The 19,011-nt window shown below is 60.2% G+C and carries 21 protein-coding genes; 11 read left to right on the top strand and 10 right to left on the bottom strand.

The window, feature by feature from the left end:
- Positions 1 to 189: 189 nt before the first annotated feature.
- Positions 190 to 1,305, bottom strand: coding sequence for a pyruvate dehydrogenase (acetyl-transferring) E1 component subunit alpha (pdhA, locus tag ACILSR_RS09240; RefSeq protein WP_395749471.1), 1,116 nt, complete (start codon positions 1,303 to 1,305; stop codon positions 190 to 192).
- A gap of 765 nt (positions 1,306 to 2,070) precedes the next feature.
- Here pdhA and ACILSR_RS09235 point away from each other — a divergent pair.
- The 5 genes from ACILSR_RS09235 (at position 2,071) to ACILSR_RS09215 (ending at position 6,344) form a co-directional block, all read left to right on the top strand.
- A complete protein-coding gene (locus ACILSR_RS09235) occupies positions 2,071 to 4,014 on the top strand; it encodes a tRNA uridine-5-carboxymethylaminomethyl modification enzyme MnmG/GidA (RefSeq protein ID WP_395749470.1) in 1,944 nt (647 codons plus the stop codon).
- A gap of 46 nt (positions 4,015 to 4,060) precedes the next feature.
- The gene (locus ACILSR_RS09230; RefSeq protein ID WP_395749469.1) at positions 4,061 to 4,396 is read left to right on the top strand and encodes a hypothetical protein; all 336 of its coding nucleotides are present in this window, start codon (positions 4,061 to 4,063) and stop codon (positions 4,394 to 4,396) included.
- 159 nt (positions 4,397 to 4,555) lie between these two features.
- Entirely contained in the window at positions 4,556 to 5,311 is a 756-nt protein-coding gene (locus tag ACILSR_RS09225) for a Fic family protein (RefSeq protein WP_395749468.1), read from the top strand.
- Positions 5,312 to 5,423: 112 nt separating this feature from the next.
- Complete coding sequence (locus ACILSR_RS09220) at positions 5,424 to 5,588, top strand: hypothetical protein (protein ID WP_395749467.1); 165 nt, start codon at positions 5,424 to 5,426, stop codon at positions 5,586 to 5,588.
- 24 nt (positions 5,589 to 5,612) lie between these two features.
- A complete protein-coding gene (locus ACILSR_RS09215; protein WP_395749466.1) occupies positions 5,613 to 6,344 on the top strand; it encodes a GDSL-type esterase/lipase family protein in 732 nt (243 codons plus the stop codon).
- Positions 6,345 to 6,385: 41 nt separating this feature from the next.
- Here ACILSR_RS09215 and ACILSR_RS09210 read toward each other — a convergent pair whose 3' ends face one another.
- Positions 6,386 to 7,690: a DUF1080 domain-containing protein gene (locus tag ACILSR_RS09210; protein WP_395749465.1), complete on the bottom strand. Its 1,305-nt coding sequence runs from the start codon at positions 7,688 to 7,690 to the stop codon at positions 6,386 to 6,388.
- 169 nt (positions 7,691 to 7,859) lie between these two features.
- Here ACILSR_RS09210 and ACILSR_RS09205 point away from each other — a divergent pair, with 169 nt between their 5' ends.
- The 3 genes from ACILSR_RS09205 to ACILSR_RS09195 all read left to right on the top strand — a co-directional run bounded on the left by ACILSR_RS09205 (position 7,860) and on the right by ACILSR_RS09195 (position 9,286).
- On the top strand, positions 7,860 to 8,099 hold the full coding sequence (locus ACILSR_RS09205; protein ID WP_395749464.1) for a hypothetical protein: 240 nt from the start codon (positions 7,860 to 7,862) through the stop codon (positions 8,097 to 8,099).
- A 297-nt stretch (positions 8,100 to 8,396) separates the two neighbouring features.
- Positions 8,397 to 8,699: a hypothetical protein gene (locus tag ACILSR_RS09200; RefSeq protein WP_395749463.1), complete on the top strand. Its 303-nt coding sequence runs from the start codon at positions 8,397 to 8,399 to the stop codon at positions 8,697 to 8,699.
- 38 nt (positions 8,700 to 8,737) lie between these two features.
- Positions 8,738 to 9,286, top strand: coding sequence for a hypothetical protein (locus ACILSR_RS09195; protein WP_395749462.1), 549 nt, complete (start codon positions 8,738 to 8,740; stop codon positions 9,284 to 9,286).
- A 9-nt stretch (positions 9,287 to 9,295) separates the two neighbouring features.
- Here ACILSR_RS09195 and ACILSR_RS09190 read toward each other — a convergent pair whose 3' ends face one another.
- Positions 9,296 to 9,670: an MGMT family protein gene (locus ACILSR_RS09190; RefSeq protein ID WP_395749461.1), complete on the bottom strand. Its 375-nt coding sequence runs from the start codon at positions 9,668 to 9,670 to the stop codon at positions 9,296 to 9,298.
- 131 nt (positions 9,671 to 9,801) lie between these two features.
- On the opposite strand from ACILSR_RS09190, the gene ACILSR_RS09185 reads away from it, so the two are divergent.
- Together ACILSR_RS09185 and ACILSR_RS09180 are read left to right on the top strand one after the other, a co-directional pair.
- Complete coding sequence (locus tag ACILSR_RS09185; protein WP_395749460.1) at positions 9,802 to 10,344, top strand: hypothetical protein; 543 nt, start codon at positions 9,802 to 9,804, stop codon at positions 10,342 to 10,344.
- Positions 10,345 to 10,470: 126 nt separating this feature from the next.
- On the top strand, positions 10,471 to 10,761 hold the full coding sequence (locus ACILSR_RS09180; RefSeq protein WP_395749459.1) for a hypothetical protein: 291 nt from the start codon (positions 10,471 to 10,473) through the stop codon (positions 10,759 to 10,761).
- 72 nt (positions 10,762 to 10,833) lie between these two features.
- Here the strand turns inward: ACILSR_RS09180 and ACILSR_RS09175 are convergent, their stop codons facing one another.
- The 3 genes from ACILSR_RS09175 to ACILSR_RS09165 form a co-directional block, all read right to left on the bottom strand.
- A complete protein-coding gene (locus ACILSR_RS09175) occupies positions 10,834 to 11,271 on the bottom strand; it encodes a hypothetical protein (RefSeq protein WP_395749458.1) in 438 nt (145 codons plus the stop codon).
- Positions 11,272 to 11,427: 156 nt separating this feature from the next.
- Positions 11,428 to 11,736, bottom strand: a complete 309-nt coding sequence (locus ACILSR_RS09170; protein ID WP_395749457.1) for a hypothetical protein — start codon at positions 11,734 to 11,736, stop codon at positions 11,428 to 11,430.
- A gap of 387 nt (positions 11,737 to 12,123) precedes the next feature.
- Positions 12,124 to 12,705 carry a hypothetical protein gene (locus tag ACILSR_RS09165; RefSeq protein ID WP_395749456.1) on the bottom strand — a complete coding sequence of 194 codons (582 nt, stop codon included), beginning with the start codon at positions 12,703 to 12,705 and terminating at the stop codon, positions 12,124 to 12,126.
- 138 nt (positions 12,706 to 12,843) lie between these two features.
- On the opposite strand from ACILSR_RS09165, the gene ACILSR_RS09160 reads away from it, so the two are divergent.
- Complete coding sequence (locus ACILSR_RS09160) at positions 12,844 to 14,490, top strand: polysaccharide lyase family 1 protein (RefSeq protein ID WP_395749455.1); 1,647 nt, start codon at positions 12,844 to 12,846, stop codon at positions 14,488 to 14,490.
- 153 nt (positions 14,491 to 14,643) lie between these two features.
- Here ACILSR_RS09160 and ACILSR_RS09155 read toward each other — a convergent pair whose 3' ends face one another.
- The 4 genes from ACILSR_RS09155 to ACILSR_RS09140 all read right to left on the bottom strand — a co-directional run bounded on the left by ACILSR_RS09155 (position 14,644) and on the right by ACILSR_RS09140 (position 18,832).
- A complete protein-coding gene (locus ACILSR_RS09155; protein WP_395749454.1) occupies positions 14,644 to 16,158 on the bottom strand; it encodes a Gfo/Idh/MocA family protein in 1,515 nt (504 codons plus the stop codon).
- A 136-nt stretch (positions 16,159 to 16,294) separates the two neighbouring features.
- Positions 16,295 to 16,741 carry a hypothetical protein gene (locus tag ACILSR_RS09150; protein ID WP_395749453.1) on the bottom strand — a complete coding sequence of 149 codons (447 nt, stop codon included), beginning with the start codon at positions 16,739 to 16,741 and terminating at the stop codon, positions 16,295 to 16,297.
- A gap of 147 nt (positions 16,742 to 16,888) precedes the next feature.
- A complete protein-coding gene (locus ACILSR_RS09145) occupies positions 16,889 to 18,253 on the bottom strand; it encodes an arylsulfatase (protein WP_395749452.1) in 1,365 nt (454 codons plus the stop codon).
- A 69-nt stretch (positions 18,254 to 18,322) separates the two neighbouring features.
- Positions 18,323 to 18,832 (bottom strand): hypothetical protein, encoded by a 510-nt coding sequence (locus ACILSR_RS09140; protein ID WP_395749451.1) that lies wholly within the window; start codon positions 18,830 to 18,832, stop codon positions 18,323 to 18,325.
- Positions 18,833 to 19,011: the final 179 nt, after the last annotated feature.

Below are 19,011 nucleotides of genomic sequence, written 5' to 3'. Positions count from 1 at the left end.
TCCCAAGCTCGAGCCAAAGGGAGATCGAGGCCTGCTGGCATACACGAGGCTTGGGGTCTTGGGCATCGAGGCATTTGGCATCTTTCCAAAGATGACCATTGAATCGGCCGCTGCGGGGATCAGGTGTGGGCAAGAAAATGGGAGAGCGAAAGCTCTCCCATCCAAAACTCGGACTGAAGGTTTGTCCTCTCAGTCGTTGAAGAAGTGCCGCCCGGTCTGGCCGGCTTCGGTCTTGTTGTCCACCTCCCAGTACACATCTTCAAAGATGGTTTCCGGTTCGGGATAAGGACTGGACTTCGCAAACTCGGCTGAGTCCTCAGCTTCCTTCTGCGCTTCCTTGTCGATCTTCTTCAGGTCTTCTTCCGTGGCCACGCCCTCGTTGAGAAGGTTGCGCTTCCAAACCTGGATCGGGTCGTGGTCGTTCTGGAACTTCTCCACCTCTTCCTTGGTGCGGTACTTGAACTTGTTGGCGTCCGCGACGGAGTGGCCTTCCCAGCGGTAGGTGGCGATTTCGAGGATGCTCGGCTTCGACTCATTATGGGCGCGTGCGATGGCCTTGCCCACACCGGCGCGGACTTCATAGACGTCCTCACCATTGAACTGCTCCCAGGCCATGCCGTAGCCTTCGGCCCGTTTCGCCAGGAAATCCTGGTAAGCGGAGGAGCGCTGCTGGCTGGTTCCCATGGAGTAGCCATTGTTTTCGATCACATAGATCACGGGCAGATCCCACAGCTCGGCGAGATTCAGAGACTCATGGAAGGCACCCTGGTTCACTGCACCATCGCCGAGGAAGCAAAGGGCTGCACCTTTGAGGCCACGATATTTCAGGCCGTAGGCGAGTCCAAGGCCGAGAGGAGTCTGGCCGGCGACGATTCCGTGACCGCCCCAGTAGTTCTTGTCCGGCGCGAAATAGTGCATCGAGCCGCCCTTGCCGCGGGAGCAGCCGGTGGCCTTGCCGAAGAGTTCCGCCATGCACTCGTTCATGCCCATGCCCACAGCCAGTGCGTGACCATGATCGCGATAAGCGGTGATGACGTGATCGTTCTCACCCATCACGGAAACCGTGCCCACGGCCACGGATTCCTGGCCGATGTAAAGGTGAAGGAAGCCACCCATGCGACCAGCTTGGTAGTGCTGCAGGGACACCTGCTCGAAGCGGCGGATGCGGACCATCTTGCGGTAGAGCTCGATCTTGTCGGCAGCGGTAAGCTTCTGATTGATGGGGTCGGCAGCGTGTTTTGCCAGGGCGTTTGAAGGGGCGGTTGCAGTGGCCATGTGATAGGGTTCGATACTAGCTGGATGCATGCCGGAAGCAAGCAGGGTGTTTAGCCCGCGGAATGGGATGTAAAGGGTCCCTTGTGCAGGTGCCGGAATCCCTGCACAGGTAGGGCAAAACTGCCCTCAGTCCCCCAAGTCTATGGCGCTGCAAATCTCCACTTAGGGGCAGGTCGTTCTTCTGGCGGCGGTCCCCACCGCTGTCGCCCAGCGGCTACCCACAAGTCCTTCTCGCTCACGGCAGAGGCTGGAAGACTAGTCCCCTACCCCACACTGTGTGTCATACCCAGCGCAGGTAGGGCGGACTGTCCTCAGTCCGCCGTGGTCCATGGCATTGAAAACCTCCACTTTGGGCATGCTGCACCTCTAGCAGCGGTCCCCACCGCTGTCGCCCAGCGGCTACCCACAAGTCCTTCTCGCTCCCGGCAGAGGCTGGAAGACTAGTCCCCTAACCCCGCACTGTGTGTCATACCCAGCGCAGGTAGGGCGGACTGTCCTCAGTCCGCCGTGGTCCATGGCGCTGAAAACCTCCACTTTGGGCAGGAGGCATTTCCGGCAAGCGGTGGCCAACGCAGGCACCATGCACCCCTCACGTCCTTTCACTGACGGCGGAAGCGGAAGAACCCACCCCCGCTGCATGCTCCCAGCTCCCCCGCGATTCACCTTTTCTCCTCATCTCATGGTCAGATTGTCTCCTCGCCTTCCCCCCTTCCCCGCCGGTTTGAAACGCTTCCGGCGATTCCCTTTTGTTCCACATGGAACAATTCTGTGCCCTGTGCTACCCTGATCGCCCCCATGTCCAACAGCCTCTTTACCTTCCCCAAGCACTACGACGTCATTGTCTGCGGAGCCGGCCATGCCGGGGTGGAGGCGGCGATGGCGGCGGCAAGGCTGGGATGCCAGACGGCCATCCTCACTCAGAACTTGGACACCATTTCCCAGATGTCCTGCAACCCCGCCATCGGGGGTCTGGCCAAGGGTCATGTGGTGCGGGAGATCGACGCCCTCGGTGGTGTCATGGGCCGGAACACGGACGCCACAGGCATCCAGTTCCGCATGCTGAACGCCCGCAAAGGCCCCAGTGTGCAAGCCCCCCGGGCCCAGTGCGACAAGAAGGCCTATCAGTTCCGCATGAAGTGGCTGCTCGAAAACCAGCCCAATCTGGACATGCATCAAGGCAACGCTGCCGAGATCCTGGTCGAGAACGATGTCGTGGTCGGCGTGCGGACCAGCCTCGGCATGGTCTATCGGGCCAAGGCGGTGGTCATTTCCTCGGGCACTTTCATGCGCGGCCTTCTCCATGTGGGCCAGCAGAATCAGGCTGGGGGCCGCATGGGGGACAGCATTTCCACCCTTTCTGACAGCCTCCGCACCCTCGGCTTTGACGTCCAACGCTTCAAAACCGGCACCCCCTGCCGCCTCAACAGCCGCAGTATCGACTTCTCCAAGTGCGAGCTGCAGCCCGGCGACGAGCCAGCTCCGCGCTTCAGCTACCTCTCCGGGACCCTCCCGGAGGATGAACTTGAGGATCCCATGGAAGGCGCCACCCCCCTTCCCGGCACCGGTCCCAGCCAGTTCACCCTCAATTCCTGGGGTCCTGTAACGTTCCACGTGGAACAAATTCCCTGCTGGATCACCTACACCACCCCCCAAACTCACGACATCATCCGGGCCAACATCCACAAGTCGGCCATGTATTCCGGCAAGATCGAGGGGGTGGGACCCCGCTACTGCCCCTCCGTGGAGGACAAGGTGGTGCGCTTTGCGGAGAAGGAGAGGCACCAGATTTTCCTGGAACCTGAGGGTCGTCACACCCGCGAATTCTACGTGAACGGTGTCTCCACCTCCCTGCCGTTCGAGGTGCAATATGACTTTATCCGCTCGATCCCCGGCCTGGAAAAGGCCGAGATCATCCGCCCCGGTTACGCGGTGGAGTATGACTATTGCCCCCCAACCCAGCTCCACCCCACTCTGGAGACCAAGCGCGTCTCCGGCCTCTACTTCGCAGGGCAGATCAACGGCACCTCCGGCTACGAAGAAGCCGCCGGACAGGGTCTCATCGCGGGTGCCAATGCCGCCCTTAAGGCCACCGGCCGTCCCCCTTTCCTGCTCCAGCGCAGCCAGGCCTACCTGGCCGTGATGATCGACGACCTTGTGACCAAGGGCACCACCGAGCCCTACCGCCTCTTCACCTCTCGTGCCGAGTACCGCCTGCTCCTCCGCCAGGACAACTGTGACCTCCGCCTTACCCCGCTGGCAGCTCAGGCAGGTCTCGTCTCCCCTTTCCGCATCCGCCATACCGAGGTAAAAATTGCCGCCATCGCCGCCGCCCGCACCTTGCTGCAGGAGGCCCGTATGGGCGATGTGACGCTGGAAAAATGGCTGCGCCGCCCGGAGAGCACCCCTGCCCAGCTCCCCGCCGAGCTGTATTCCCGCTTCACCCCCGAGGTCTGGAGCCTGGTGGAAAACGACGTCAAATACGCCGGCTACATCACCCGGCAGGAAGACATGGTGGCCAAGACCTCCCGCATGGAGGAAAAGATGATTCCCGCCGACTTCGACTACCACGCCATCCCCGGCCTCAAAACCGAAGCCAAGCACCGCCTCACCGCCCTCCGCCCCGCCACCCTCGGCCAGGCCGCCCGCGCCCAAGGCGTGAACCCGGCGGACATCGCCCTGCTGGCGGTGATGCTGAAGAGAGGCATGAAGGAAACCGAGGGTGCTGAAGCGGAGTTGTAGATTTCCTTCTTGGAAGATTAAGCCTCGAATCTCAGCCCACCCACGAATGAATCCTCTCGATCCTTCTGGCTATCTCTTCTGGCTGATCCTTGCCTTTGGGCTCCTTGGTCTGGTACGACGTCGGCGTTCTAGGTCGGCAACTTCAGATACTCTGGAGAGCCGTTTCGTGATTCACCTGAGCGAAACGGAAGTTTCCTGCCACCGTCCGGATGGGATGATCGAAAGCGTGCGTTGGGATGATTTGCAGAAGGTGGAAGTGCTCACCAATAGCGACGGGCCACTGCTGCCTGATGTTTTCTGGTTGCTGCACGGTACGGAGAAAGGCTGCTGCATTCCGCAAGGTGCCACTGGGGATGGGGCGCTTCTGGACCGGCTGCAATAACTCCCCGGCTTTGACAATGGTGTCGTCATCGAGGCGATGGGCAGCACTAAGAAAGCCCATTTTATGTGCTGGCAGAGGCCTGGCTAAAGTCGGGATGTACATCCCAAAACTCTGGCATTCCAAGGCGGGAATCTAGTGTATTCTGACCGTCACTCCATCATGCATACCTTCCCTGCCATTGACCGCCTCAAGGCAACGCTGGATCAGCATCGGCCTCTGGACCCGGTCATCGTGCGGAATCTGCGGGAGGATCTCATCGTGCGCTGGACTTACCATTCCAATGCCATTGAGGGTAACACTCTCACGCTTCAGGAAACCAAGGTGGCGCTGGAGGGCATCACCATCGGCGGAAAAACTCTGCGCGAGCACTTGGAGGCGGTGAACCATCGCAATGCCATCCTGCTGCTGGAAGAGCTGGTGCAAAAAAACGAGCCTCTCACCGAGTGGACCATCAAGTCCCTTCATCAGCTCATTCTCAGAGGCATCGATGACGACAACGCCGGGCGTTATCGCAGTGTCAACGTACGTATCGCGGGGGCCGGGCACCTTCCGCCTGATCAGCTGATCGTGCCGCAGTTGATGGAGAGTTTTATCACTTGGTATCAAAACGAAGCCATGGCGATGCACCCCATCGAGCGCGCTGCCCGGGTGCATAGCGACTTCGTGAAGATCCACCCCTTTGCCGACGGCAACGGACGCACCTCACGCCTGCTCATGAATCTAGAGCTCATGAAGGCGGGTTACCCTCCCGCAGTACTTCCGGTCGAGATGCGCCTGGCGTATTACACCGCGCTCGATGCTGATCACGTCCGTGGGGAAAAGGACGACTTTGTTCAAATGGTGGGCAGCATTTCGAAAGACGCCTTCCGCCCCTACTTCCATGCCTTGAGCCTGCCTTGGGAAGAAAGCCAGTGATCCGAGTGGACATACGGGAGCGTTTCCAATAAAAAGCAGTCGTCTCTGGCGTAAATCACGCCCCTGTTCCTGTACGGGATCTGGCCGCAACATTCACCCTTTCTTCCTTCCCATGCTTGAATGGTTCACCGAAACAACGGGCCGTGAGCGGTTGGTTTATGGTCTGGTAGGTCTCGGCATCAATCTGGCACTGCTTTTCTTCGTGGGCCTGATCTGGTTCTGGCTTTGGGCAGTTACAGCCGTGCTGCTGCTCTCTTCCATGTTTGGAGAATGGTAAGATCCACTTCGAAATTTTCTAATCATGACATGCACCCCCCTTTCACTGCTGCGGCTACTTGCGATGGTCGCCGTTCTTCTGGCCGGACTGGCGCTCAGCACCCTTCCCGCCGCCGAGGCTCCCGCGAAAAACGGCAAATCCGGCAAAGGCAAAGCAGGCGGCGGCCCCGCACGATGGGAGGAGACGATCAAAAAATTTGAGGCGGCCGATGCCAGCACGCCGGCACCCAAGGGAGCGGTCCTGCTTGTGGGCGGGTCCAATGCACGACGCTGGACCGATGTGGGCACCTACTTCCAGGATCGCAAGGTTATCAATCGCGGGTTCGGCGGCGCGCAGCTCACGGACGTGCTGCATTACGCCGACCGCATTGTGATCCCCTATGCGCCGAAGGTCATCCTTCTCAACGCCGGCGGCAACGACCTCGCTGCCGGCAAGTCGCCCGAGCAGATCCGCGATGCCGCCCGCGACTTCATCACCAAGGTCCACGCCACCCTGCCAGACACCCGCATCTTCTGCATCGGCCTTCCTCCCGTGCGCCGTTCGAGTTCACCGGAAGTGCTGGCGGTGATCCAGAAGATGAACACCCTCCTGGCCGAACTCGCGAAGAGCGAAAAGAACACCGAATTCATCGACCTCTTCCCCGCCTTCCTTGATCCCGAGGGCAAACCACGTACCGACTTCTTCGTCGAAGACGGCACCCACTTCAGCCCCAAGGGATATGCCGCAGTGCGGGATCTGCTGAAGGGGAAATTTTGATCGCCATGCCTGCGGTGCGGTGCGGCATCCACAAAGGTGCCTCACTTTCCGGCCTGCACCACCAGTCCCCTCACCTCCACCGCCTCCCCGGGGCGCAGCTTGAAGCAAAAATAACATTTCATACCAGAAGATGCTTTGCCGTCCACGGCTGGGGCGGAGGCCTCTTCGATGCGTGCGGCGTACCGGCCCTCCTTGCGGCCCAGCAGGATGGAGCGCCAGCGGCTGTCCTGCGGCGGGTTCATGCAGGAGACACGCTGGTTGGCGCCGTCTGCGGCCTGGAGGTCAAAGGATTCCAGCTGCCCGCGATACTCCGCAGAGACGATGAAGTCGCCTGCCAGCTCGGTTCCGCGATAGACGAGAATGGCGCGGGGCCAGCCATCGTTCGTCGTGTTCCGTGCGGTCAGCACACCATTGGCGATCTGCACGCTCATCTTCTCCAGCGGGTGCTCGATCCAGCGGTTGTCTGCTTTGGACCAGCACCACACACGCCAGTCTGCCGTCTGCATGGCAATCTTGCGTGCGGCCATGGTGGATGGAGGTGGCTGGTTTGCCGCTGCTGCCGCAGGACCACTGCCGGCACCAGTCCGCAGCTCGCGGATCTTGAGATTGCGATACGCCACCTCCGCCCCGTGGTCCTGCAGGGCGATGGCCGTGGCACGCTTCACACCCACACCGGGGTAGGGCTTGTACTTGCTGCTGGCGATGATGCGCTGCAGCTCCGCGCTGCCCAGTTCGCACTCCGCCACCTTGCGGCCGTTGAGCCAGTGCTCCACATGGTTGCCATCCACCACTATGCGGCCCTGATTGAACTCGCCCACTGGCCGCAGCGTCTTCCCGACAGGCGTGATCAGCGAGTAGATGGAGGCTGCGAGTCGGTCCGCGGCATTGCCGGCGTGCGGCGCATCATCCAGCACCTGGTATTCAAAGCCGACCGGGCTTTCGCCAGTGTCCCCTGGGTAAAAATTCGCAGGGCGTTTCTCGCCTTCGGTGAAGAGATACTCTACGCCGCTGTTCCCGCCCGCACCCACGCGCCATTCAAAGGAGAACTCGAAGTTCGTGTACTTGGCGTCTGTCACCAGATCGCCGCCATGGCCGTTCGGGCGGCCATTGCCTTTGGGAAGAACAAGGCAGCCGTCCTCGATGCGCCAGGAGCCATTCGCCACATGGGTTTTGCCATACGTATGCCAGTTTGCGGTGCTGCGTCCATCAAACAGCAGCCGCCAGCCCGCGGCCTGTTCCTGCGGCGTCAGCGTGTTGGCATCCGCGGCCATGATGCTGGGGGATGGAAACAGCAGCGCCTTCGCCATCACAATCAAGCAGGATAAACGAAAGGAAGTCCGGAGCATGGCATGCGGGGTTTTCAAAATGAAAGCGGAAGGCCCGGGCGAACACAAGCAAGGAAACGATGGTCGTGCTTCCGGAACTAAGAAGCAGAAAGCGTTTCAAACACCAAAAATATCGCGGCACGATATTTCGGTGCATCAATTTTCAACGTCGAATCGTTAATACGAACCCATGAAGCGACTCAACCCCACCGTCTCCATTGTCCTTGGTCTTGCCATGCTGCTCGCACCCTCCTGCGCCCCGGTTCCTGGCGAAAACGGCACCTTCAATGGCAGGCCAGTCCTCACTCGCGCCAGTCATCCTTCGGGTGGTCCCATGCATGAGGTGAAGGGCCGCTACCTGGGCCGTCGCTACTTCACACCGCCCGGCTCCAAAAGCGGACTTCAGTGGGTCGATGTTTACGGCCAGTGAACAGCGCCGCCACGTGAGGCTGCAGCAGTCAGTTCCGAAATGATAAGAGTCTGCAAGCGCCCGCTGCGTCGTCAGGCTCCTTTTACCATCGCTCATCCACAGCAGGATATGGAATGTGGTCGCGAAGGGAGGAAAAACCACCGCTACCCCTTTCCGCCGGCTCATTTCGTTCTCGACAAAACGGCGGAGCATCGCGCATAACGTCATCCGTCAGCCATACTTCGACTGGGTGCGCTCCGCTGCTCTCTGAAAATGAGACTGGCAGTCGCAGCTGCATTCCGGCAACCGCTTGCCACCATGAAACGCCCCTACCCTCTTCATGTCCTTCTCGTCGTCGCACTGCTTGGACTTGCCTCTTTTTCTCAAGCTGCGGAGGACCGGGATGACGTGGCTGAGGCCTATTTTCAGGCGTTTGTGGTATGCAATGCCGGAATGAAAGCCGCGCTGGCAGGCCAGCGTGAGGCTGCCATTGCAAATTTGAAATCGGCACAGTCAGCCATTCTGGAGATCCAGAAAAGCCATCCCACCTGGCAGTCTGAGATAGTCGCCTTCCGGCTCAAGAAGATCGCCACCGCCCTCAAATCTCTGGGTGAAGAGTGAGCAACTTTCCGCATACTGCTGCGGCCTCCTCGCGCCTCATGACCTCAAACTCGCTGCTCAGCCTCCTGATGCGTGCCATCGGTCTGCGAAGAACGTCGGATTTTCGGCGCGGCACTGGCATGGCAAACCAGTTCGTCCGCATGCCCCGCGATCGCTATGACCCGGATGATCTGCTGAAGCAGGTCGCGCAGCAACAGCCCCGTCCCGTAGGCGGCATGTGGGAGTTGGAGCTGGAGAATGATCTCTGCGAAATCGGCATTACGCTGCCGGGCGCCAGCGGAGCTCCTGATCCCGAAGCAAAGGCGTTTCTCGTCGAAGTTCTGCGCCAGGTGCGCACGCTCGACAATCTGGTGCAGCTCTCCTGCGAGCAGGAGTGTGTCCGCACAGGGCTGGGTTCTGAGAACTACGAGCTTGCGATCAGCTGGGTGTTCGTCGGGCCGGAAAACCTGGCGGAGCAAACCTTGGCGCTCACCTACTACGGCATGTGTGTGAACACGGAATGGGATGCCAAGTTCAAACGCGATGCCTCAGGCACATGGCAGCCGGTGAATTTTCTGCAACCAGCCGCGGATGAAAAACCAGCGTGAAATGTCGTTTCACCCTTCTTCGCTCCACCGAATGTTGCGCCGCACACCCACATTGTGGAAATGCGCATCCGCATCCTGAATATAGCCCTCTTTGTCGATCTTCAGTCCTTCGGCTTTCAGGCGGCGGCGCTGCTTCCGGGCCGAAGCTTCAGGCATGTTGGGGCTGATGCGCGCATTCGCCGCCACCACCCGGTGCCATGGCAGTACGGCAGATTCCTCCGGTGTCAGATGGCCCAGCACCGTCGCCACATGGCGCGGGATCACATTCATGTGAATGGCGATGCTGCCATACGTGGTGAACCTGCCCTCCGGGATCAGCCCCACCAGCCGCACCACCTCCGCACGAATGCGGGCAAACGCGATGGATTTTTCTCGGGCGGCCATGAGTGCTGACCATGCGCAGTTCCCTCCCTTTGTCGATGGCGGCGAAGCACCGCCTGCTTCCATAACATCACGTGAAATGTCATGGCATCTTCGGGCACACTGGCACAGGTTTGCGTTCGCTATCACATCTTATGCAAAGCCCGATCGCCCCGCACAAAACCTTGGAAAGTGTCGAACTGGAACCCGGCCTCACCGCCTTCCGCTGCCCTAAAACCGGCGGCCATTGGATCCCGGCGCAGAATTACTGGAGCTGGCGCAGCGGCCTGCCCGCCGCAGAAGCAGCCGGGGCCAGCCATGCGGAGAATGCCGCGCCGGTGAGTGAGTATGACGATGTGGTGAAGCTCTGCCCCGAGTCCGGCACCGTCATGACGCGCTACCGGGTCGGGCATGGTCAGCCGTTTCGCGTGGAGCGCTCCCACACCGGCGGCATCTGGCTGGACGGCGGCGAATGGGAGGCTCTCTGCGCCGGGCATTTGAAAAGTTCCATCCACCTCATCTTCGCGGCCCCATGGCAGAAGGCCGTGCGGCAGGAGGCCTCAGACGCAAGCCATTTGGAGCACCTGCGGCAGAGGCTGGGTGCGGAACTGCTCGAGCGTGTGCAGGCTTTGCGCGCGGAACTGGCAGATCACCCGGAGCGTTCCGCGGCCCTGGCTCTTTTGAACGCCCCTGTGTGAGGGATGGATCGAAGTGGGCCGAGTTTTGCGGAGAGACTCCATGGCACAAATTTCGGCCCGCAAAAATCGAATGGGTGATCAGGAAGGGTCGTCAAAATCGGTGGAGCAAAAACCTCCCCAAACTTTATGAAAGCACTTCTTTCCCTTCTTGCAGCGGTCAGCGTGTTGAGCTTTGCAGCTCCGGCCAGCGCGGCCCATTACCCTTTCCCCACTCAGCGCCGCATCGTGAACTACGTCAATGGCATGCCCGTTTACGCTGTGTATCAGGTCGTGGGCTACAACCGCATGGGCCACCCCATTTATCAGTGGGTGACTCAGCCGATGCGCCCAGTGTATTCCAAGCCCATGCCTCCTGGTCACTGGAATCATTTTGATCACCACGACCATGGCCTGCACAAGGGCTGGTTTAAACACTAAGCGCTCGATGGCCTGGCTCGAAAAACGAAGGTGCTCTGTTTTTGGAGGCGGCCTTTCCAACAGTGCTGGACTTCACTGCGCATGAACGCCGCTGATCTGAAACACGCCGCTGTCGCTCGTCTTTGATTCCAGGTACCACGTCCCGGTAAGCAAATCCGAACCCGGTGGGAGGGAGCCGTGGTAAATCACAGCGGGCTCTTTCGAGTGGCGGAAAGTTTTGCGAAACTTCAGATGGGTGTAGCCGCTGTCGCTCTCGCAGGTCCCACGGATGTCCGACCAAACAAAGCCGTTCTGGAGGGTGCCGGTGCCGTTGTAGGCTTCTTTGATGACGCCGGTCACCTGCCCGGAACTGCGGGACTGCCGCAGTGATATCTCAAAGTTCACTGACTGGCCGGTCAGCTTCTGGTAGGCGCCCCCATACGTGTAGGAACCTTGGTAAACACCCTGCAGATTGGGTGCGGGAGTGCCGGAGAGCCCGTTATTGCCAATGGGGCCGGCGCAAGAGGTCATGGCCAGCAGCAGACCCATGCTGCACGCCCAGATCCGCCATGGCTGAAAAAGAAGACACAGGCCCCGCTTGGAGATTTCTTTCATCGGCCCAGTTTGCGTGCGGGGAGGCTGCGCTGTCAATTGGCTTGTCCCCTATCTTCACGGGGGCCTTCACCTTCATTTCGGCGGAACCGGTGCTGGCGGAGGCGCCGGTGTGGTCGCAGGCGCAGGAAGAGGGGGCGTGGAGGTGGGAACGGTCGATCCCGGCGAGAGCGCCTCCCTGGCATCTTCCTCTTTTTGTTCCGCTGCTTTGTTGGCTGCGCCCTCCTTGATCGCCGCCGCTTCTCGGTCGGCCTTTTCCCGGACCTCGACGGCCTTTTGCCGGGTTTCGGCATCCATCTTCGCCTGCGGCGGAGTGATGTCTTTATGGCATGCTCCCAGGTAAAGGGCCGGGAACAAAAAGATCAAACGAAAGGGGGAGTTCATGAAGGCACCTGGAGATTGGATTTACCCGTCAGGATCACCAAGGCATGGCAAAAGGGGCATATAAGATACGCAAGCCACGCAGCCCGCGGCTGTCGCCAATACAGCATTTCAACCGGGTGCGAGAAGCCCAAGCGCTGCGCAAAAGTGCGGCACAGGCTGTGGTGCGCTCAGAGATGCCTGGAGGCACCCCCATACCGGATTTCCTTGAAATTTACTTCCCGACCAGCAGCCGCACACATTCGGCATCGGGTGTTTCTGTCAGAGATTCCGGTATGGGGGAGTCAGCAACTTGCCTGCCCACGCGGATACGTTATAGGCCGATTCCGAGTTTCGCGTCTAAATGGACACTCAGAGTGCCCTCAACCGGAGTTTAGAAAATCCCAGTTCTCAAAGCCAGGCCGGATGCCGCGGATAGAACCCCGCATAGGAACGGCTGGCCACGCGCCAGCGCGGACCTTCCCCGGTCACCGTGCCGGAAGTGTCAAAGCGCAGGCCGCAGATCTGCATGAACACGTGGTGGCCGGGATTGACGAACAGCGTGACGTAACATCCAGGCCCAGGCCATGCATAGCGGGCGAAGGCCGAGGAGCTGAGCGGACGGTCCAGCAGCTGCGCGCGATACAGCACATGCGAGACGGAACCCGAGCAATCAAATCCGTTGTCGAACAACACCCGATGCCCGCCGCCCCATTTGTAGGGTTTCCCCACCAGTTCGTTCGCAGCCGCCACCAGCTGATGAATCACCGGCGGGTGGCTTTCGTGCGCAAAGGCATACAGACCATTGAAGTAGAGCGGCAGGACTGCAGGAGGCGCCATCATGTAGCCCAGTCCCCCTCCAATGGTGCCCAAGGCTCCCCAGATGCCCAGCTTCATCCAGTGCCTCCGCCCGACCAGCTGCCGTACACATTCGGCTTCGGGCGTGTCACTCAGAGATTCTGTGATGGGGGTGTCAGCCTCCTGATTTTCCACGTGTGAACGGTAGGAGCCCAGTCTGAGGCCTGCTTCTAAATCACCCCTCACTTTGGCCGCGAAACTGCCTTAGCCCCGTCCTAGGCCGCCACACAATCCACGCAACCAGCAGAAACAATGTTGGTTCCACACGTCCTGATGAACGTTGCATCCACAGACCAGAAGGGCAGATCCATCCGCCTCCTGCTCTCGCTTCCTCTGCTGCTGTGGCTCTTTGTGCTGCTGCATGTGCTGCGTCTTTCCACGGGCTTCAACTGGCTGGTCAAACACCTCACGCCCTACGTGGTGTTTGGCGTGATGACGCTGTGCCCTCTGGCGGCAGCATGGCAGGGCTGGCGCATGCTCCGGCAGCGAACATCCGTAGTTCTCGCGCGAGTGGCTCTGGTTGGGGGCAGTTTGCTCTTTGCAGGTTTCATCATCTACCCGGGCATTCCGCTTGTGCGCAAATGGACGGCGCCCAAGACTGCTAAGAATCCCAGCCAGCCCAGTGCGCTGCCGCCACTGCAGGGGCTGGCGGTGTTTCCTGGCGCGGAAGGTTTTGGCACGCGCACGCCGGCGGGGCGTGGTGGCAAGGTCATCGAAGTCACCTCCCTGGCAGATCACGGCGCAGGCTCTTTGCGTGAGGCCCTGAATGATCCTGCGCCGCGCACCATCGTTTTTCGTGTGGGCGGCACGATCGAGCTCGAGAGCCCGCTCATCGTCATGCATCCGTTTCTCACCCTCGCCGGCCAGACGGCACCTGGAGATGGTATCTGCCTGAAGAACGCCGGACTGACCCTCGCCACGCATGATGTGCTCATCCAGCACCTGCGCCTTCGCCCCGGCAGTGAAGGCCGCTCGATGGAACCTGATGACAATGATGCGCTTTCGATCCTGGGCACCCACGGCCGGGTGATCGATGGTGCGCATCATGTGGTGATCGATCACGTCTCTGCAAGCTGGAGCGAAGATGAAGCCGTGAGCACCTGGTTCGGTGCGCATGACATCACCTTCAGCTGGTGCATCGTCAGCGAGGCCTTGGATCAAAGCCGCCACCACAAAGGCCACCACAGTGCCGGCCTGCTGATTGGTGACGGCTGCGACCACGTCACCGTGCATCACACGCTGATGGCGCACAACGGCTTCCGCAATCCGCTCATCTCCGCCGGCGGCACGCACGACATCATCAACAACGTCGTCTATGATGCGGGGAATCTCGCCGCCGAAGTTTTTGACAATGACTCCAACTCCTTCGTGAACTTCGTCGGCAACTTCTTCAAACCCGGTCGCTCCACCGAGACCGGCTTGTACGAGATCATCGTCAATGCCAGCGGCACTCCAAAGATCTTCGTCGAGGGAAACAAAGGCCCGCATCGCGCGCAGAGCGGCGGCGATGACTGGTCCCTGGTGAGCTACAAATTTGACCAGAAGATCGCGCCCACGCAGTATCGCGCCGCACAGCGCTACGCCACCTGGCCGGTCACCGCTACCGATGCCGATACCGCTTATTCAAACGTGCTCGCCCAAGCCGGTGCCACACAACCCAAACGCGATGCCGTGGATGCACGCATCGTTGCCGACGTGAAAAATGGCACAGGTTCCATGATCAACTCACCCGCAGAGGTCGGTGGTCATCCGAAGCTGGCTGGAGGCACCGCTCCTCCAGACACCGATCACGATGGCATGCCTGATGCCTGGGAGCAGGCCCATGGCCATGACTCGCAAAATGCAGCGGATGGCAAGGCGGATGCCGACAGCGACGGCTACACCAACCTCGAGGAGTATCTGCATTCGCTGACGGAGTAGAGCCCAAGGAGAGGGATCATCCTGATCCCTCACACTTTCGTATCGTCCATCGTTCCCAAACCGGGGAACAAGATGGTCCCCATCCTTCCGTGGCACAAAAAAACCGCCGCCCCGTGAAGGGCGGCGGTTGTGCAGACAGATTGTGCTTCAGAATCAGGCGCCAGCCTTCTTCTCGTCCTTCTTCTTCGCAGCGGGTTTCGGACGCTCTGGCGGGGAGAGCGGCTCGGGAGCGGCTTCCGGCGGGAACTCGATGAGCGGGAAGGGATTGGCCTGCGGCTCCATGGCGTACTCGCGGTCCTTGAACTGACCGGATTTCGGATAGGGATAGTTGCCATCCTTATCGGCGACCAGTGGCGGCGGGCCGTCGAGGGTGAGCTGATCCACATTCGGAGAGAACTCGAAGGGGCTGTTGATGTAGTCGTTGTAGCGAATGACCTGGCCAGTGTGGGCAGCGGCACGGCCCATGGCGGTGGTCACGCTGGACTTGATGCCGCGCTCCACTTCGTTGTAGGGCTTGTCGTTGGTGATGGCCTCGATGAGGTCCTGCCACTCAAGGTCATACGGATTCGGCTCAGGCTGTTTGCCGCGCCAGATGATGTTGGAGCGCACCATGTTCTGGCCCTTGAAAGTCATGGCCTTGGAGGGGAAGTGACCTGCGGTGGAGACGATGGCGCTGCCCTTGGTGCCGTGCACCTGAGTGGCGAACTGCGTGTGCACGTTCAGCGCGGTGCGGCCTTCGAGGTAGAGCTTGGCGCCGTCCTTGAAGGTGTACTCGCAGGAGTAGTGGTCGAAGTTCTGATCAACATTGTCGCCACGATCCGTGCGGCCGCCGCTGGCCTGCACTTCCACCGGCCAGTCGTTCTTCATCCAGCAGGCTTCGTCGATGTTGTGGATGTTGAAGTCGCTGAAGCCGCCGCCGGAGGCCCACAGGAAGCTGTGGAAGTTTTTGATCTGCCAGAGCAGCTCGTTCGGATTGCGGGTCACATCACGACGCGGGGTGAACACGCTGCCGATGACGCCCTGCATGCGGTAGGCGCGCATGAGCATCAGGTCGCCGATTTCACCGTCCTGAATGCGGTTGAAAAGCTCTCCACGCACGCGGCAGTGGCGGCACATCAGGCCGACGCCCACCTTCAAATTCTTCTTCTTGGCCTCTTCGTTCAGCGCCAGCAGACGACGCGCCGTGGGGCCGTCGGTGCAGATGGGCTTTTCCATGAAGATGTTCACGCCCTTGTCGATCGCATACTTGAAGTGCACCCAGCGGAAGGCCACCGGGGTGGTGAAGATGGCCACGTCTCCTTTGCGCAGGGTGTCGATGGCGTTCTTGTAGGCGTCAAAGCCGATGAACTTGGCATCTTCAGACACGGACATGCGGTCAGGATGCTTCTTGGTCAGTCCTTCAAAGCTCTGATCGAGGCGTTCCTTGGAGACGTCCGCCATCGCCACCAGACGCGTCATGCGGGACTGCACTCCCATCGCATTGCTCGCGGCTCCAGTGCCACGACCACCGCAGCCAATCAGGGCCGTGCGGATTTCATCGCTGCCGGCGGCATGCACAAACGGAATGTTGATGCCGGAGAGCGCGGACAGAGTGGCGACTGTCTTCGTGGTGGTCTTGAGAAACTCGCGTCGCGATGCCGCGACAGGGTCGGTGATAATGGTATTCATGTGGAGCACTTTGGTACGTAGCCGGACCGGCGGAGCTTGCCAAAGAATCGTCACTATTCCTCTCCGGAAAATTGAGGCGCGCGGCGGCGATTGCGCACGCCACTTGTACGACGAGCCTTGTATGCTCGCGGCTCCGTCAGCCGAGCATCCCGCCGCGGGCGGAGATTTCTGAGAACGCGCGTGTCAGAGCGTTGTTCAGTTCATGCAGCGTCGCCTGTTCCAGCTGCGGGTCCAGCGTTGCGGTGAGAGTTGGCGGCAGAACGATCGCCTGATTGACAGAAGCCACCTTGCTCACCACGACGGGTGTATCGGCGGCTGCGACGGGCGGAGGCAGCGGTGTCTGGACCGGGTGCGGAGCTTCGAACAGGGTTGCCATGGAAAGGCCGCTCTTGGCCTCCTCCTTGGGCTTTGCCGCACACAGCTTGTGCAGGCTCGCCAGCTGGGCGTCCAGCTGGCTGTTAAACCAATCCCGCGTGCGCTGAATGTCCTGGACCAGCGATGCAAACTCATGGGCAAACGGTTCCCCGGAATGAATCGGAACGCCGGGAGGCGGCAGAGTGGCGGTGAGAGGTCGAGAGCTCATACTGCATGAAATCTATTAAAAATTCCATAAACAATCAAGCCTTCTTCACTCTCAAGACTCTGAAATTTCAAAATATCGGAGATCGAACTCTCTTAATTTTAAAGATCTATCGCACTGTAAATCAAAGTTTAGGGATAATTTGAATCATCATTTGGCCTTCTTTTTCCCCTTCCCCCCACGCTTTTGCACCAACGGCCAGTCCGGATCGGGTGTGCGGGAGGACTGCATCAGTGCCTCCGCTTTAGCCACAAGATCAGGTTTTTCCTTGGCCAGATCATGGGCCTCCGCTGCATCCGTTTTCAGATCATAGAGCTCGATGGCACTCTCAGGTCCATTGCGCACTGCTTTCCAGTCGCCAAAGCGCACCGCCTGCAGTGAGGCCGCTTCATGCAACTCCCAGTAAAAATGATCCCGCTTCGGCGCGGGGCCGCCTTTGAGGAAGGAAACCAGCGAGAGACCGTCTGTCTTGCACTCGGCAGGAATCTTGGCGCCGGCAAGTTCCGCTGCGGTTGGCAGGAAATCCCAGAAGGCCCACGGCTCATCCGTCACGCGTCCCGCAGGCACCTGCCCCGGCCAGCGTGCCAGCGCCGCCTGTCTCAGACCGCCCTCATAAAGGCTGCGCTTGTAGCCGCGCAAACCATTGGCGGCCTGGTCGAAGAGCTTCCCCATTTCGGAAGAGGGTTCAAAGGAGGAGCCGTTGTCGCCGGAGGTCATGACGAGGGTGTTGTCGTCGATGCCGCATTCTTTGAGCGTGGCGAGCAGCCGGCCCACATCGCTGTCCAGGCGGGTGACCATCGCGGCGTAGTTCTTCTGCTTTTCGGTCCAGGGCTTGTCCTTGTAGATGCCCTGGTCGTCGATCTCGAAGTCGCCATGCGGCAGCGTGATGGAGAAGTAGAGAAAGAACGGCCCTGCCTTGTGCTCGCGCACCCAGCGGATGACTTCGTCGGAGATGAGATTTTGCGCGTAGGTCTTGCCCACGCCTTTGCCGGTGTTGCCGGGGAGGTCAAAGCGCTTGTCGTCGTTGTAAAGATACGTGGGGAAGTAGCTGTGCGCGTGGCGCTGGCAGTTGTAGCCGTAGAAGTGGTCAAAGCCCAGCTTCAGCGGGCTGCCCGTGGTGTCGAACATGCCCATGCCCCACTTCCCCATGCAGGCGGTGGCGTAGCCGGCATCATGCAAAATCTGCGCGACGGTGATTGTGCCCGCCGGCAGCGGCTTCTGCCCTTCGGCGCCGATTTCTCGATTCGCCCGGATCGGGCAGTGCCCCGTGTGCAAACCAGTCATCAAGCAGGAACGCGAAGGCGCGCACACACTCGTGCCGCTGTACCCTTGCAGGTAGCGCGTGCCCTCCTTCGCCATGCGGTCCAGGTTCGGTGTCTGGATCAGTTTTTGCCCATAGCAGCCCAGATCTCCCTGCGCGAGGTCGTCGCTCAGGATAAAAACGAGGTTGGGCTGGCTGGCGGCGCTGGCTGGGAGAACGCAGGCAAATAGGAGTGGGACGAGGAGTCGGAGCATGGTGCGACTGGGAACGCTCGCATCACTGCCGATCTAGCCGAAGCCTGCGCGTGCTCGCCTTCGCCTGAGTTACCGGACATTGCAGAGCGTCTTTGCCACCGCTTTGGAGAAGGCGTCGGAAATGGTGTAGCGGCTCACGGTCGCGCCATAGAGTCCGCCGATCATGAAGTGCTTGTTGATGGAGAACTCACCGACCGGCACGCGCCTTGGCATCTGATACAACGTCACGGTTCCCTCCGTGCGGATCTGTCCGCTGCCGGGCAGCAGGGTGCGCGCAAAGAAGTTCCCGCCCGTGTAACGGGTGATGTTCACCTCTGCATGATAGCGTCGGGGTGCGCCCGTGGGAGGCAGAGAAATTGCCTGCACATCCCGGTCGATCTGGGCGCCGAGAGTCTCGCACGCCGCCCGCGACATCCGGCCGTCGGCAGAGGTGACGTTGGCGTGGAATTCATCCCCCTGGCAGACCTGGGCGGTGAGCGGCGCGATGATGGTGGCGCGCGGCGTGCTGGTGGCGCAGCTGGAGAGGAGGAGTGCCGCAGTGATGGTGGAAAGGCGGCGAAGGGTGTCGGGGATGTTCATGACAGATGATGAGAGATGAAAGCGGAATGTCCCAAGCATTTTTTAAATGGGACTGCCATAGGTCAAAACGGGGGAAGAAGGAAGGGCGGCTGCTTTATTGCTGCATTTGCACTCGATTCTGAAGAGAGAACAGGTGCAAAAAGAAGCGGCCCGGATTTGCTTCCGGGCCGCCGAGGCAG

It is taken from the genome of Prosthecobacter sp., from assembly GCF_044222565.1.
Classification (GTDB): Bacteria; Verrucomicrobiota; Verrucomicrobiia; order Verrucomicrobiales; family Verrucomicrobiaceae; genus Prosthecobacter.
The sequence above is the reverse complement of the archived record's forward strand: the minus strand, read 5'-3'. Positions and strand labels throughout refer to the sequence as shown.